The organism is Mesorhizobium dulcispinae, from assembly GCF_033977345.1.
Classification (GTDB): Bacteria; Pseudomonadota; Alphaproteobacteria; order Rhizobiales; family Rhizobiaceae; genus Mesorhizobium; species Mesorhizobium dulcispinae.
Window position 1 is genome coordinate 127,758 of the sequence record NZ_JAVIIY010000005.1, and the last position, 15,354, is coordinate 143,111.

At 64.9% G+C, this 15,354-nt stretch carries 14 protein-coding genes; 4 read left to right on the top strand and 10 right to left on the bottom strand.

Annotation, left to right across the window (positions count from 1 at the left end):
- The first annotated feature begins 69 nt into the window (after positions 1-69).
- The 4 genes from RFN30_RS13650 (at position 70) to RFN30_RS13665 (ending at position 5,533) form a co-directional block, all read left to right on the top strand.
- Entirely contained in the window at positions 70-2,193 is a 2,124-nt protein-coding gene (locus RFN30_RS13650; RefSeq protein WP_320262610.1) for an ABC transporter permease, read from the top strand.
- On the top strand, positions 2,190-3,245 hold the full coding sequence (locus RFN30_RS13655; RefSeq protein ID WP_320262611.1) for an SMP-30/gluconolactonase/LRE family protein: 1,056 nt from the start codon (positions 2,190-2,192) through the stop codon (positions 3,243-3,245). Before RFN30_RS13650 ends, RFN30_RS13655 begins: the two co-directional genes overlap by 4 nt.
- Entirely contained in the window at positions 3,245-4,741 is a 1,497-nt protein-coding gene (locus tag RFN30_RS13660; protein ID WP_320262612.1) for a sugar ABC transporter ATP-binding protein, read from the top strand. The genes RFN30_RS13655 and RFN30_RS13660 overlap by 1 nt, the downstream gene beginning before the upstream one ends.
- 384 nt (positions 4,742-5,125) lie before the next feature.
- A complete protein-coding gene (locus RFN30_RS13665; protein ID WP_320262613.1) occupies positions 5,126-5,533 on the top strand; it encodes a carboxymuconolactone decarboxylase family protein in 408 nt (135 codons plus the stop codon).
- A gap of 280 nt (positions 5,534-5,813) precedes the next feature.
- Here the strand turns inward: RFN30_RS13665 and RFN30_RS13670 are convergent, their stop codons facing one another.
- From RFN30_RS13670 to RFN30_RS13715, 10 genes are all read right to left on the bottom strand, one after another.
- Positions 5,814-6,701: an amidohydrolase family protein gene (locus tag RFN30_RS13670; protein WP_320262614.1), complete on the bottom strand. Its 888-nt coding sequence runs from the start codon at positions 6,699-6,701 to the stop codon at positions 5,814-5,816.
- Positions 6,701-7,837 carry a vWA domain-containing protein gene (locus RFN30_RS13675; protein ID WP_320262615.1) on the bottom strand — a complete coding sequence of 379 codons (1,137 nt, stop codon included), beginning with the start codon at positions 7,835-7,837 and terminating at the stop codon, positions 6,701-6,703. Before RFN30_RS13675 ends, RFN30_RS13670 begins: the two co-directional genes overlap by 1 nt.
- Before the next feature lie 232 nt (positions 7,838-8,069).
- A complete protein-coding gene (locus RFN30_RS13680; protein WP_320262616.1) occupies positions 8,070-8,951 on the bottom strand; it encodes an AAA family ATPase in 882 nt (293 codons plus the stop codon).
- Between the two features lie 8 nt (positions 8,952-8,959).
- Positions 8,960-9,964, bottom strand: a complete 1,005-nt coding sequence (locus RFN30_RS13685) for a xanthine dehydrogenase family protein molybdopterin-binding subunit (protein ID WP_320262617.1) — start codon at positions 9,962-9,964, stop codon at positions 8,960-8,962.
- A gap of 1 nt (position 9,965) precedes the next feature.
- A complete protein-coding gene (locus RFN30_RS13690; protein ID WP_320262618.1) occupies positions 9,966-11,333 on the bottom strand; it encodes a xanthine dehydrogenase family protein molybdopterin-binding subunit in 1,368 nt (455 codons plus the stop codon).
- Between the two features lie 11 nt (positions 11,334-11,344).
- Positions 11,345-11,827 (bottom strand): (2Fe-2S)-binding protein, encoded by a 483-nt coding sequence (locus tag RFN30_RS13695; RefSeq protein ID WP_320262619.1) that lies wholly within the window; start codon positions 11,825-11,827, stop codon positions 11,345-11,347.
- 59 nt (positions 11,828-11,886) lie between these two features.
- Positions 11,887-12,681: an FAD binding domain-containing protein gene (locus RFN30_RS13700; RefSeq protein ID WP_320262620.1), complete on the bottom strand. Its 795-nt coding sequence runs from the start codon at positions 12,679-12,681 to the stop codon at positions 11,887-11,889.
- Between the two features lie 15 nt (positions 12,682-12,696).
- Complete coding sequence (locus RFN30_RS13705; protein WP_320262621.1) at positions 12,697-13,140, bottom strand: SRPBCC family protein; 444 nt, start codon at positions 13,138-13,140, stop codon at positions 12,697-12,699.
- Between the two features lie 127 nt (positions 13,141-13,267).
- Positions 13,268-14,095 carry an AraC family transcriptional regulator gene (locus RFN30_RS13710; RefSeq protein ID WP_320262814.1) on the bottom strand — a complete coding sequence of 276 codons (828 nt, stop codon included), beginning with the start codon at positions 14,093-14,095 and terminating at the stop codon, positions 13,268-13,270.
- Positions 14,096-14,302: 207 nt separating this feature from the next.
- Positions 14,303-15,301 carry an ABC transporter permease gene (locus tag RFN30_RS13715; protein ID WP_320262622.1) on the bottom strand — a complete coding sequence of 333 codons (999 nt, stop codon included), beginning with the start codon at positions 15,299-15,301 and terminating at the stop codon, positions 14,303-14,305.
- Between the last annotated feature and the right edge of the window lie 53 nt (positions 15,302-15,354).

The window sequence follows — 15,354 nt, forward strand, 5'->3', positions numbered from 1 at the left end:
GCCGACCAAGCACCCCACGAGGTGGCCGGATGTCCGGCCACCTCTTTCTCTTGATTGACAGCAGCGCCGATGAATTTTCGCGAACGCCTCCAGGCCTGGCGCTACAATCTCGTGCCCGACCATCTGGTCGGAGAGATCCTGACCAAGCGCTGGACCGACAACGCCATTCCATTCCTGGCGCTGGTGGCGACGCTCGGCGTGTTCGGCTCGATCATTCCCGGATTCTTCAAGCCCGTCTCGCTGCAGGAATCGACCCGCCAGCTCGGCGAGTTCTCCCTGGTCGTCATCGGCATGACCGTGGTGATGCTGGGTGGGGGCATCGATCTTTCGGTCGGCTCGATCTTCGCGCTGTCCTGCTTCTCGGCTGTCTATGTCTTCTTCATCCTCGAACAGTCGGTCTGGCTGGCGCTGGTCGCAGCGCTCGCCACCGGGCTCGTCTTCGGCGCCATCAATGGCTATCTCGTCGGGTATCTCAGGCTGCGCGCCTTTCTCACCACGCTGGTCACCTTCATCTTCGGGCGAGCGCTGTTCGACATTCTGGTCAGCACCTATGCCGCCGATGTGCAGCTTTCCCAGGCTTCTTCCGATGTGCTCGACTTCATCGGCGACGGCACATTCTGGGGTCTCTCCGTGTCGGTGTGGCTGGCCATCATCCTTGCCGTCGTTACCCACATTGCGCTCACGCGCTCGCGGCCAGGCTGGCACGTGCTGGCGGTCGGCGGCTCGCGCCGCTCGGCCCACAATGCCGGCATCCGTGTCCGCCGCACCGTCTTCATGACCTATGTCTTTTCGGGTTTCTGCTGCTCGATCGGCGGCTTCCTCATCGCATGCCGCCTGAGCGGCGCCGGACCCGGCACCGGCCTCAACCTCGAGATCATGGCGCTGACGGCGGCGGTGGTCGGCGGCGTCAGCCTCGGCGGCGGCCGAGGCTCGGTGGTCAAGGGGCTGATGGGCGCGATCATCGTGCTCACCATGACCAACGGCCTGATCCGGCTGGGCTACGGCACCGGCACAAACCAGATGGTGCTGGGCATTCTGCTGGCGGTCGCCGTCACCATCGACATCCGCTGGCTGAAGAACCGCCACAAGGTGCTGAACGAGGTCTATGTCGCACCGGTTTATCTCAAGATGGGCGAGACGCAGTCGGCGGCGCCCGGCTCCGGCTCGTCCTATGAGCTCGACAACAGGTTGTCGGAAGCCGAGCATATCGGGCTCGGCGAGTTGGAAGGACCGGAAGACGTCATTCTGGATCGCGACGACCATCTCTATTGCGGCACCCGCCATGGCGAGATCGTCCGCTTCTTCGCGCCGGACTACCGGCGTTCCGAGGTCTTTGCCCATATCGGCGGCTTCCCGCTGGGGCTCGCCTTCGACAAGGCAGGGAACCTGATCAGCTGCGTCGGCGCCATGGGGCTCTATTCGGTCTCGCCGGAGCGCGAGGTCAAGCGGCTGTCGGCCGAGACGACGCGCTCCTGGACGTCGATCGTCGACGACGCGCGGCTGCGCGACCCCAACGATTGCGACATCGCGCCCGACGGCCGGATCTATTTCACCGACTCGACCAAGCGATACGACGCCCACGATTGGGCGCTGGACTCGATCGAGAACCGGGCCACCGGCCGGCTGCTGGTCTACGATCCGAAGGACGGTTCGACCAGGACGCTGCTCGACGGCTACCGCTACACCAACGGTGTGTGCGTGGCGCATGACGGCAAGTCGCTGTTCTTCGCCGAAAGCTGGGCCTGCCGCGTGCATCGCTACTGGCTGGAAGGGCCGAAGGCCGGTACCGCCGAATGCGTCATCCGCGACATGCCGGGCTATCCCGACAACATCAACCGCGCCTCCGACGGCAATTACTGGATGGCCTGGCTCGGCATGCGCACGCCGAGCTTCGACCTGTCGCTGCGCCACCCCGATATGCGCAAGCGCATGACGAGGCGCCTGCCGCAGGACGAATGGCTGTTCCCCAACATCAACACCGGCGGCGTGGTGAAGTTCAATGAGAAGGGCGGCATCGTCGAGACGCTCGGCGACCTCTCCGGCGCCGCGCATCCGATGGTCACCTCGATGCGCGAGCACAAGGGTTTTCTGTTCGTCGGCGGCATCCTCAACAACCGTATCGGCCGCTACAAGATTTCAGGTGCGGACCCGAACTGGACCAGCCCTGTTTCCTATTGGGGGGCGAAGCCATGATCCTCGATCCGCTGCTCGATATCTTCCGCGGCAAGGCCGTCACCATACCGCCGCTTGACGGCGCCTTCCGGCCCAACACGAAGCTCGATGACGAGCCGGTATTCGCCACGCTTTCGGAGCCGGACAATCTGCTCGCCGCCGACGAAAGGCTGCTGGCCTCGAGCGGCAATGCGATCTATTCGATAGGCTCAGCGGCAGAACCTGCTGTGGTCGAGCGCTTTCAAGCGCCGGTGACGGCGCTCGCGCTTTCACCATCGGGCGAGCTTGCGGTCGGGCTGGAAAGCGGCAAGCTGCTGCTCGCGGGCCGGGAGGTTTCGCTTCCGGCCGATGTGCGCTGCGTCACGGCACTTGCCTATGCGGCCGACGGCACGTTGTGGCTGTCCAACGGTTCGGACGACCATGCGCCGTCGCAATGGGCCGCCGACCTGATGAAGAAGGGCGAGTCCGGCTCGCTGTGGCGGTGCGGACCGGGAGGCATTGGCTTCGAAAAGATCGCCGGTGGCATCGCCTTTCCCTATGGGCTCCATCCGATCGGCGGCGACGTGCTGGTCAGCGAAAGCTGGCGCCACCAGCTTGTCCGCTTCGATGGCGCAACCGGCAACCGTTCCACGGTGTTGACGCATCTGCCCGGATATCCTGCGCGGCTGTCGCCGGCCGCGGACGGCGGGGCATGGCTGGCGCTGTTCGCGCCGCGCAACCGGCTGATCGAATTCGTGCTGCAGGAGAAGCGCTATCGCGAGGACATGATCGGCCAGGTGCCGCCGGCCTACTGGATCGCCCCGGCGCTCGCTTCCAACCGCAGCTTCCTCGAGCCTTTGCAATGCGGCGGCATCCGCACCATGGGCATCCACAAGCCGTGGTCGCCCAGCCGCTCCTATGGGCTGGTGGCGAAGCTCGACAAGGACATGCAGCCGCTGTTCAGCCTGCACAGCCGCGCCAACGGCACGCGCCACGGCATCTGCAGCGTGGCCGAACAGGACGGCCGCCTGTTTGTCGCCTCGAAGGGCGGCGACTGCGTGCTGGCGTTCGACGCGATCGCAGGAGGTTTCTGATGGAGCCGATCGTGCGACTGGAGAACGTCACCAAGACCTATCGCGGCGTGCCGGCGGTGAAGAACGTCAGCTTCGACCTCAGGAAAGGCGAGATCCACGCGCTGCTCGGCGAGAACGGCGCCGGCAAGTCGACGCTGACCAAGATCATCGCCGGGGTCGTCGACGCGACCTCGGGGAGAATGTTCCATAAGGGCGTCGAGACGGCCTATGCCTCGCCGCACGCCGCGCTGGAAGCCGGCATCGCAATGGTGTTCCAGGAGACCAGCCTGGTGCCGTCGATGACAGTGGCGCAGAACCTCTATCTCGGCACCGAAAAATTCCTCAACCGGCTGCGTGGCACCTATATCTCGGCGCAGCAATTCCTGCAGTCCTTGAACTTCCCCGTCGATCCGAACGCGATGGTGGCCACGCTGGGCGCGGCCAAGCGGCAGATGGTGGAGATCGCGCGGGCTGTCCACCACAATGCCGAGATCATCATCTTCGACGAGCCGACCGCGACGCTGACGCCGGAGGAGAAGCGCCACTTCTTCGCGCTGATCCGCCGGCTAAAGGCGCGGGGCGTCTCCATCGTCTTCATCAGCCACGCGCTGGAGGAGGCGCTGATGATCGCCGACCGCATCACCATCCTGCGCGACGGCGAGTTGGTGATCACCGACGACACTTCGGCCTTCGACCGCGACAGGATCGTCGCCGCCATGGTCGGCCGCTCGCTGTCGGGGCAGATCTACCGCCAGCGCGACGAGACGAAGCTGCGCAAGGCCGGCCGGAAGGTGCTTTCGGTGCAGGACATCTCGATGAGCAACATCGTGCGCAACAATTCCTTCTCGATTTTCGAGGGCCAGATCACCGGCGTGTTCGGACTGATCGGATCCGGCCGCACCGAGACCTTCAAGATCGTGTCGGGCATCTACAAGCGCGATTTCCTGCGCGGCGGCGCGATCGAGCTCGACGACAGGCCGGTACGCTATCTCGTGCCGGCCGAGGCGGTCGCCGACGGCATCGTCTATGTCACCGAGGACCGCAAGAGCGAAGGCATTTTCGAGACGATGGGCATCGCCGAGAACCTGTTCGGCGGGCTGTTGGCTGCCGGGCGTGAAAAAGCCTGGGTGATCAACCAGCAGGAGATGCGGGCGCTTTCGGCCGAATGGACGAAGACGCTCAACATCAAGGCAATCAACGACAATGCGCGCGTGGTCGAGCTTTCCGGCGGCAACCAGCAGAAGGTGGTGATCGGCAAGGGGCTGGTGCAGCGGCCGCGCATCGTCATCCTCGACGAGCCGACGCGCGGCGTCGACGTCGGCGCGATCGCCGAGATCCACCAGATCATCAACCGGCTGGCCGACGAGGGGCTGGCCGTCGTCGTCATCTCGTCCTACCTGCCGGAGATCATGAACCTTTCCGACCGCATTCTGGTCTGCCGCCAAGGCCGCATCGTCGAAGAGTTCTCGCCGGCGGAGGCGACGGAGGAGAAGATCATGTACGCGGCGGTGCACTAGGGGCGGGGATAGATGGATGATCGCACCCGTTGGATCGAACACCCATGGAGATTGGCCGAGGCGTCTGTCATTTCGTCATCCACGGGCGGAGCAAGGAGCGTAGCGACGCGCGCCGACCCGAGGATCCATGCCGTGACGTTCGAGTGCCGCAACGGTGCAGAATTTTTGCTCCGCTGCACTCCCTGGCTGAGGTCACGGAATGGATCCTAGGGTCTCCGCGACGCCGCTTCGCGGCTGCTTCGCCCTAGGATGACGAAGCTGAGGGGCGGCCCCACGAGTTCTTGCCAGCGCATCAATTGCCAAGTCATCCAAAGCAGTTAGCGACACTTCTGGCGGGTCTGATTCAACAACCTCGATCAACGATTCAAACGAAAGGACCACGCCATGGCAACCACAAGACTCCTGAGCGATGCCGAGGTCGAAAAAATCCCGGCGGTGAAGGCCGTGTTCGACGATATCCGCGCGACGCGCAAATCCGATTTCGTCAACAATTTCTGGCGCGGGCTCGCCAACGATCCGGCATCGCTGAAGCGGGTGTGGGAGCAGCTCAAGGCGGTGATGGTCGCCGACAGCGCCATCGATCCGCTGACCAAGGAAATGATCTATATTGCCGTCTCGACGGCCAATGGCTGTTCCTACTGCATTCACTCGCATACGGCCGCCGCACGGGCCAAGGGCATGACCGACGCGCAGCATGGCGAGCTGGTGTCGATCATCGGGCTGGCGGGGCAGACCAACCATCTGGTCACGGCGATGCAGATCCCGCTCGATCCACAGTTCGAGGTGAAGTGAACTTCCTCTTCTCCCCTTGTGGGAGAAGGTGGCCGAGCGAAGCTCGGACGGATGAGGGGTGTTGGACGGAGTGCAGCGTCAGGATCTAAAATGCTGAAAGCACTTGATTTTTCAACGCCTCATTCCTTCCGGCACCCCTCATCCGTCTCGGCGCTGCGCGCCGATCCACCCCCGGCCCTTCGCATGCTCAGGGCGTTCGAAGCTCGAAAAGCCAAGCAATTGGCTTTTCGTCCGCTGCGCGGACCGCTTCTCACCCCACAAGGGAGAAGGAGAGGCTGCGCTACACCGGCCGATAAACTCGATGTGCCGTATTCCAGAAAATATCCGCCCCGGCCTTCGGCCCGTGCCTGGCCACTGCCGCGCGGTGCGCCTTGATCAGTTTGGCATGGCTGGTCCACAGCTTCTCGATCGGGAAGTTCGAGCCGAACATCAGGCGATCGCTGCCGAGGATTTCGACCGCATTGTCGACGATATAGGCGATGAGGTCCGGATCGTTGCGGTGGACGAAGGTGCCGAGGCCAGACAGCTTGGCGTAGAAATTTGGCGCCACTGCCAGCGTACGCAGGCCGGTCTTCCAAGCTTCAGTCGTTTCCGGTTCCATGCCGGTCAGCATGCCGGCATGAGTGAGGATGAAATTCGTCTGAGGGTTTTCGCCGACCAGCGTCAGACCGTCCTTCATCTGTGCCGGGAAAAGCTGCAGGTCGAAGGAGAGGCCGTAGTCTTTCAGCCGCGCAACATTGGCGCGCACCTTGGGATCGATGACCTGGTCGGCCGAGGCGGCGAAGCGGAAGGCGGGCGTCTCATGCCAATGCAGTTGCATGCGCACGCCGCGCAGCAGCTTGTATTTGATCAGCCGGTCGATCTGCGGGCGGACATCGTCGACCGTCATATCGGCATAGCCGACGATGGCGTGCGGCCAGCCGGTTTCATCCGCGGTCTTCTGCAGGAAGGCGACCTCCTTCTCGAAATCCTCCTTGGCCCAGTTGGTCTGGACATAGACAGCCTTCTCGACGCCCGAACCCTTCTGGTCCTCGAGGAATTCCGTGATCGGATAGTCGCGGCGGATCGGCTCGTAGGGGCCGAAGATGCGCGGCACCATCGGTCCGACCAGCCAGGGCTGGTCCTGCTGGCGCCAGATGTGGAAATGCGCGTCGATCGCTTTCTGCATCACGATACCCTTTTCCAGATGGTTTCGGCCGCCGGAGCGGGGCGGGCGAGCGACAGGATGAAATCGGTGAGGCATCCGACCGACGAGCCGTCGACCAGATCGTCGAGCACCGGCAGGATGGCGCGCAGCGCCGCCGTCGCCGGCCGGAAGCGCGGATCGCCGGCGAGCGGCGTCGCCAGCGAGAGCCGGAAGGCGCGGGCGCTGAGACGGCGCATCGCGGTTTCGAGATCGGCATGGTCACCGCGCTCCAGGCCATCGGACAGGATGACGACGCAGGCACCGCGCGCGAAAGCGGAAAAGCGCGGCACCGAAAGGAAGGCAAGCAGGGTCGGTCCCATGCGGGTGCCGCTGTCCCAATCGTCGACGAGTGCCGCGGCGCGGGCCAGCGCCTGGCCAGGATCGCGGATGCGGAGCGCCGAGGTGATGCGGGTAAGCCGCGTGCCGAAGGTGAAGACTTCGGCGCGGTCGGCGCCTTGCACCACAGCATGCGCCAGCTTGAGGTAGTCGGCAGTGTGCAACTTCATCGAGCCGGAAACATCGATGAGCAAAAGCAGCTTGCGCGGCACGGTCTGGCGACGGCGCAGCAGCGGCGAGGGGATGTCGCCATCGGCGCTGACGATCTCGCTCAGCGAGCGTCTGAGGTCGAGCGTGCCGCGCGAACGGGTGCGCGCGGTGCGGAACGAACGGCGAGCGGGCAGGGCGGAAGAGAGCCGGCGGCGGAACGAGCCGAGGCTATCGCGATCGCGCTGGAAATCTCGGCTGCTCAGCTGTTCGAGCGCCGAGGACAGCTCGCCGCCTTTCTCCCGGCGGAGGGCGCGGCTTTGTTCCTCAAGCGTGCTGCGATCGTCCTTGATCCGGGTTTCGTCGTCCTCCTCACCTGCGATCGAAGGCCTGGCGTCGCCGTAGAAATAACCGCGGAAATGCGCTTCGAACTCGTTGCGGCGATCGGGCGGCGGCGCAAGTGTTGCCAGTGCGGCCTCGCGGATGTCGTTCATCGAACGCGGCCCAAGCAGCGTCACTGCCTGCATGAAACTGGTGACTTGTTCGGGCGCGACGGCGAAGGCGTGGTGGCGAAGCAGTCTCGCGAAGCCCAAGAATGGCTGCGCGGCACTGGGCAAACTTTCCCCACGCATCATTCCTTCGCGCCCCCCTCTGTCCTGCCGGACATCTCGCCCACGAGGGGGGAGATTGGCAGCTTTGGCGCGCCGCTCAATTCTGCAGCGCTGAAGATTGGCGAAAGCCGGCGCGACATCTGATCTCCCCCCTTGAGGGGGAGATGTCCGGCAGGACAGAGGGGGGTTCTGTCCCGCCAGCGTTGCGGGAGAGGCGAGCGATGCCGATCGGCCGCCGGCTCAGTGAGATACCGCATCACGCCAGCGCCTCCTCGACGATCCTCCCCAGTTCCGGCGCGATCGAGGAAAGATCCTCCTCGTCCTTGATCAGCACGCCGATGGCGCGGCGGAAGGCTTCGGGCCACGGGCTGCCGCCCTTTTCGAGGATGGTCGCGGCATTTGCCCATTCGACCGCTTCCGCAATGCCTGGCGGCTTGGCCAGCGGACGCGCGCGGATCTCCCGCACGGCATTCGCCACCGCACGCGCGGTCGCTTCCGCCACGTCGCCGGCACGCAGCATGATGATCTCGGCCTCGCGCGCGGCGTCGGGATAGCGGATCCAGTGGTAGACGCAGCGCCGCCGCAGCGCCTCGGCAAGCTCGCGGGTGCGGTTCGAGGTCAGGATGACGATCGGCTGCATTGCGGCGCGGATCGTGCCGCGCTCCGGAATGCTGATCTGGAAGTCGGAGAGGAATTCGAGCAGCAGCGCTTCGAACTCATGGTCGGAACGATCGATCTCGTCGACCAGCAGCACGCGTTCGTCCGGCGCGCGCAGCACCTGCAGCAGCGGCCGCGCGATCAGGAAACGGTCGTCATAGATGTCGATCTCGTGTTCGCCGGCATGGCGGATGGCGAGCAGCTGGCGCTGGTAGTTCCACTCGTAGAGCGCATGCGCGGCGTCGATGCCTTCGTAACATTGCAGCCGCACCAGCTCGCGGCCGAGCAGTTCGGCAATCGCCTTCGCCGCTTCGGTCTTGCCGACGCCCGGCGCACCTTCGAGCAGCAGCGGCTTGCCGAGGCGGATCGCCAGGAAGATCGCGGTGGCAAGGCTGTCATCCGCCAGGTAACACGAAGCAGCGAGGCGCGCGGCCACGGTCTCGGGCGAGGCGGCGATCTGTTCGGCGTCGGCGCGGGTCATCGTTCCGCTCAGCCCGCGGTCTTCGCCTTCAGGGCGCGCAGGATGCGCTCGGGCGTGATCGGCAGCGTGTCGATGCGAACACCGACCGCGTCGAAGACGGCGTTGGCGACCGCGGGGATCTGCGGGTTGGCGCACATCTCGCCAGGGCCCTTGGCGCCGAACGGCCCGTCGGCGGAAGGGCGCTCCAAAACGATGATCTCGGTCTCGGCGAGATCGCCGGGCCCCGGCATCAGATACTGGTTGAAGTCGGTGCCGCCATGGTCGCGGCTGGGGTAGTAAGGCTCCGTCGTCTCGTAGAGCGCGTGGCTGATACCCATCCAGGAGCCGCCGACAAGCTGCTGCTCGACCATCTTCGGGTTCAGCGCGCGGCCGATCTCGAAGACGTTCTTCACGGTGAGCACCGTCACCTCGCCGGTCTCGTCGTCGACCTCGACCTCGGCCACCGTACAGGCATGGGCATAGCAGGTCGATGGCTTCATCGCGCCGGTCTCCTTCTCTGGATAGGAGCGCGGAATCAGGAACATGCCGCGGCCGGAGATCGAGCGGCCGCGCTTGAAGTGCGCGGACAGCGCGACGTCGAAGATCGAGATCGACTTCTGCGGCGCGCCCTTGACCAATATGTTGCCCTGGCCATCGGTTTCGAGATCCGACGCGTTCACCTCCAGCTCTTCCGCCGCCACTTCCAGCATTACCTGGCGCGCTTCCTTGGCCGCCTGGATGACGGCATTGCCGGCGCGGTGCGTGCCGCGCGAGGCGAAGGTGCCCATGCAGTGCGGGCCGGTGTCGGTGTCGGCGGTGTCGACGATGACGCGGTCGGTCGGCACGCCGATCGTCTCGGCGCAGATCTGCGCCATGATCTGCTTCATGCCTTGACCCAGATCGACGCTGGAGAGCGTCACCATGAAATTGCCGGTCGGCGTCGAGTGCACCAGCGCCTGGGTCGGGTCGCCGCCGAGGTTCATGCCGGTCGGATAGTTGATCGCGGCGACGCCGCGCCCACGCCGGATCGCCATCTCAGGCTCCCTTCCTGTAGGAGGACATCGCCATGTATTTCTCCGCCAGCGGCCAGTTGGCGGCGCGCGCGGCTTCCTGCATGCATTCGATCAGCGCGGCGCCCTCGGTCGGCTGGCGATGCGCCTTCATGTCGCCGTCGCGATAGGCGTTGATGAAGCGGAATTCGAGCGGGTCCATGCCGATGAGCCGCGCCAGCTTGTCCATCTGCACCTCAAGCGCGAAGTCGCCGATGGTGACGCCGAAGCCGCGCATGGCCGACGAAGGGGTGCGGTTGGTGTAGACGCAGTAGGTGTCGATCCAGACATTCGGGATCGTGTAAGGGCCGGGATAATGTGCGGCGCCCTTCTGCGCGCCGTAAGGCGAATGGCGCGAATAGGCGCCAGCATCGGTATAGCCCGTCACCTTGCGCGCCACGATGCGGCCGTCCTTCATGACGCCGTCCTTGATGACGACTTTCTCGGCCGCGCGGGGTGACGAAATCTGCATCTCTTCCTCGCGGCTGTAGATAAAACAGACCGGGCGTCCTGTTAGCTTGGCCCCGAGGATGGCGATCGGCTCGACGATGACGTCGACCTTGCCGCCGAAGCCGCCGCCGACCGTGCCGCCGACGAAGTGCAGCTTGCTGCCCGGCATCTGCAGGATGATCGAGGCATTGTCGAGGGTGAAGAACATCGCCTGCGTGTTGGTGTAGCAGGTGAAGCGGTCATTGCCCTCGGGCGCCACCATGCAGCCGGTGGTCTCGGTCGGCGCATGCTCGATCGGCGAGGACTGGTAGCTCTGCTCGAGGATGTGGTCGGCCTGGGCAAAACCTGCCTCGACATCGCCGAAGCGCACCTTGCGGCACTCGCCGCTGTCGTAAAGATAGTAGTTCTGGCCGTGATATTCGTTGACGACCGGCGCGCCCGGCTTCAGCGCCTCCTCCATGTCGAAGACGGCCGGCAGCACCTCGTAGTCGACCTCGACCTTGGCGGCGGCTTCCTGCGCCGCGCGCTCCGTCTCGGCCAGAACCGCCGCCACGGCCTCGCCCTTCCAGCGCACCTTGCCGTCGGCAAGCACCGTCTCGTCCTCGGGACCGATCTGGATCAGGATCAGGATGATGTAGACGTTGTGCGGCACGTCCTTGGCGGTGAGCACTTTCACCACGCCCGGATGCTTTTCCGCTTCCGACGTGTCGATCGAGCGGATGCGGGCGTGATGGTGCGGGCTGCGCACCATCTTCAGATGCAGCATACCGGGAAAATTGCGGTCGGCGAAATAGGCGGTCTTGCCGGTGACATGTCCGGGCGAATCGAGCCGCGGCCGTGGCTGGCCGATCTCGTTGAGGCCGTCCTTGCGGACATCGGCGAAATAATCCTTGCGCAGTTCCATGGCTCGTTCCCTCAGGCGGCGTTCTGCGAATTGGCGCGCGCGGCGGTGAGCACCGCCTGGATGATCGGCTCGTAGCCGGTGCAGCGGCAGATGTTGCCGGACAGTGCTTCGACCACGTCCTCGCGGCTCGGGTTCGGCTTGCGGTCGAGCAGTGCCTTGGCGGCCATGATCATGCCCGGCGTGCAGAAGCCGCATTGCGTGGCGAAGGCATCGAGGAAGGCGCGCTGCAGCGGATGCAGCACGCCGCCTTCGGCGAGGCCGGCGGTCGTCCTGACATCGGCGCCGTTGCAGGTTTCCGCCAGCGTCAGGCAGGAGAGCCTCAGCTCGCCGTCGATGATGACCGAGCAGGCGCCGCAGGTGCCCTGATGGCAGCCGCCCTTCGGCGAGGTGTCGCCGATCTTTTCCCTGAGCGCATGCAGCAGCGTCGTGCCGCTCTCGATGAATTCGGCTTTTTCGGAGCCGTTGAGCGTGAATTGAACCGGAACCTTCGCCATTCTTCCTCCTTGCGCGCTTGCCCGGATGAACCGGACAGACGCGCGTCCCCCACGGATGTCTAAGCCAGCAACAGCCGCCCGAGATGGACCGGCAGGACCTCGGCGCGATACCAGGCGCTGGCAATCGGGTCGGTGATCGGCGAGATGCCTTCGCCCACCGCAGACAGTGCAGGCGCGATTTCCTCAGCCGTGAGCCTGCAGCCAAGCAGCGCCTTCTCGGCCGTCTTGGCCCGCATCGGCCGATCGGCCATGCAGCCAAGCGCGATGCGCGCGGAAGTTATCGTGCCGTCGGCGGTGTGCTGCAGGTGCGCTGCGATGCTCAGCACCGAAACGCCTTTCGGTTTGACCCGCGAGACTTTGAGGAAGCGGAAGCTTTCTGGCTTGGGCAACGAAAAGCCGACAGCGGTGACGACGGCGCGGCGGGTGTCGCGGTCCGCCAGGAAAATCTCGATCGGCATTTCGCCCGCCTCGGCGGCGACGGCGGCGTCCAGCGCCAGCAGCGCAACCGCGAAATCGCCGTAGGGGGCGGGGGCGAACAGATTGCCGCCGACGGTCGCCATGTTGCGGATCGCCGGCCCGCCGACGGCGCGCGCGGCCGGCGCGAGCGCGGCAAGCTCGGGGTGCCGGGCAATAGCAGCCATGGTGACGGAAGCGCCAAGCCGGGCCCTGTCGCCGGAGACGGCGACCTGCGAAAGGTCGGGATCGGTGACGCGCACGAGGCTGGAGACAGAGACATCGCCCTCATTGGCGGCGCGAACGACCAGCGTGCCGCCGCCGAGATAGCGCGTGCCCGACGCCTGCAGCGCAGCATTGGCGTCTTTCACGGAGGAGAAGGTCTGCAGCGCAAGCGACATGGCGCGCTCCCCTGTCTAGCTGTTGCCGGCGAAATGGCTCTTCAGGGCATTGAAGCCGCCCTGGAAGACATTGGCGCCCATGCCCTCGGCCAGCTTGTCGGCTTCCTCGGGCGCGGCGTCGAAGCTCGCGCTCCATTCGGCGTAGGTGCGGTTGCCGTCGGTCACGCGGCGCAATTGCAGCGTCGCCTTATGGTTGGTGATCGGCTGCGGCGTCTCGAGGATCGAATAGCTGACCAGGAAATTGTCGTCGGAGAAGTCGAGCAGCTTTTCGCGCAGCCGCGCGCCGCTGACTAGCTTGAAGTTGCGCACGCAGCCGATCGCGGCGGCGTCCTTGCCGTCCTCGATATGGCTTTCCACCATGCGCGGGTGCCAGCTCGGCAGGCCGTTGAAGTCGCGGATGCGTGCCCAGACCTGTTCGACCGGCGCGTCGATGATGCTGGAGATGGTGACTTTCGCCATGAACCCGTTCCCTTCGCAAAGATGAGAAGGAGGCTAGGGCAGCGGACCGGGGTTGCGCTTATCAACGCGTCTTGCGCGCCTATCAATCAGTCTGAAAAAGCGGCGACGGATCAGCCTTTAAAGGCGCTCAGGACATCGCTCGAGCAGCTTCGCGGTAGAGCGTCGGCGGCACGCCGACATGGTCGCGGAAGAAGCGCGAAAAATTGCCCTGGGTGGTGAAGCCGAGATTGCAGGCGACCGAGATCAGCGGCTCTTGCGACCACTGCAGCTGGCGCACGGCTTCCTCCATACGCAGCGTGTTCCAGTAGACGTTGGGCGTCAGGTTGGTCTGTTCCTTGAACAGCGCGAAGAAATGCGGCCTGGACAGGCCGACGCTGCGCGCCACGTCGTCGAAGGAGATGCGCTCGCAGACATTGGCCTTCATCAGTTGGATCGCCTTGCGGACGCGGAAATCCAGCATCGTGTTGATGCGAGCGCGCGGTGCTTGCGGCGCCGAAGCATCGGCGGCGTCGAGCACGCTGTCGATGAAGCGCTCGATCTCGTAATTGGCGACGTCATCGATGCTTTCGTTGTCGGTCAGGTGATCGAGCAGGTTCGCCGCTGCCTGGTGCAGCCACGGCTCCAGCGTAACTGCCGCCTGCGCGAACAGCGGCGCGGACGGCGGCAGGTCGCGGCGCCGGCGCGCCCAGTCGGGATCGATATAGAAGGCTAGGAAAAGGCCGGGCTTGCCGTCGTGGGAAAGGGCATGGCTGTGCGGTTGAAAGGAGTTGATGCCGGCAGCGGTCTCCGGTCCCAGCCGCACCGTCTCGCGGCCGATCGTCATTTCGCCGGCCGTGCCTTCCAGCCAGATGATGAGATGCGCCTCGCCATGGGCATGGGTGACGAAGTCGTTGGCGACATTCAGGACAGAGACATGTCCGAACCGGCCCCAGTAGAGCCTGATCGCGTCCGTCAGGTATAGTTCCTCCCGCAGGCGACTGGCCTCCCTTCGCCTGCCGGGAGATTGTGCGACCGGCGTCCGGCCTGCGTCAAGGCGTGGCGGAGCGGCGGTCATCTCGCATCGCCCGTCCGGGCCGATTTTCAGACTGAGCGATAGGAGCGTCCCCTTCTCCACAAGGGGCCCACAAGGGGAGAAGGGGAAAGCAAGGAGAGAAGGGGAAAGCTAGTCGCTGCGCCGGAAGTTGCGGATGCGGTCGAACAGCACGGCGAGCAGGATGGCGCCGCCGATGAAGGTGCCTTGCCAGAAGGCGTTGATGCCGAGCAGGCCGAGGCTGTTGCGGATCACCTCGATGAGCGCGGCGCCGACGATGGCGCCGAATGCGGTGCCGACGCCGCCGGCGAGATTGGCGCCGCCGATGACAGTGGCGGCGATCACCTGCAGCTCCATGCCGGTGCCGATATTGGTGGTGACTGCACCCAGCCAGCCGGTCTCAATGATGCCGGCGAGACCCGCCGAGAGCGCCGAGATCATATAGACCGCGACCTTGATCTGACGCACCGGGACACCGGTCAGCGTCGCCGCATGCTCGTTGCCGCCGATAGCGAAGATGTGCCGGCCGAACTTGGTCCAGCGCAGGATGAAACCGGTGATCAGAGCCAGGATGATCATGTAGAGCACCGGGTTGGCGATGCCGAACAGCCAGGCGCCGCCGCCCAGCGACAGAAGCTTGTCGTGGTCCGGCCCGAACTGGAAGACGACGGTGTTGTTCGAGGCCACCATGGCGAGGCTGCGGGCGACCGACAGCATGCCGAGCGTCACCACGAAGGGCGGGAAGCCCAGATAGGCGATGAGCACGCCGTTGAAGGCGCCGATGGCGAGCGCCGTCACGATCGTGGCCAGGATGCCGACCTCGATCGAATAGCCGGCATGCATGGTGACGGCGAGCACCATCGAACACAGGCACAGCACAGAGCCGACCGACAGGTCGATGCCGCCCGTGATGATGACGAAGGTCATGCCGAGCGCGACGATGGCGACGAAGGTGATGTTGCGGGTGATGTTGTAAAGGTTCTTCTGCGTGGCGAAGGCGTCGGTGGCGAAGGACAGGAACAGACAGGCGAGGATGACCGCGATCACCACCCAGAAGGTCTGGCTGGACAGAATGCGCGACAGGACAGTGTGCTGCTTCTGCGCGATCGTCTGGTCAAGGGTGACTGCCATTATCGACCTTTCCTGCCGGCATTGAAGGCGCCAAACGCCAAGAATTCCAGTGC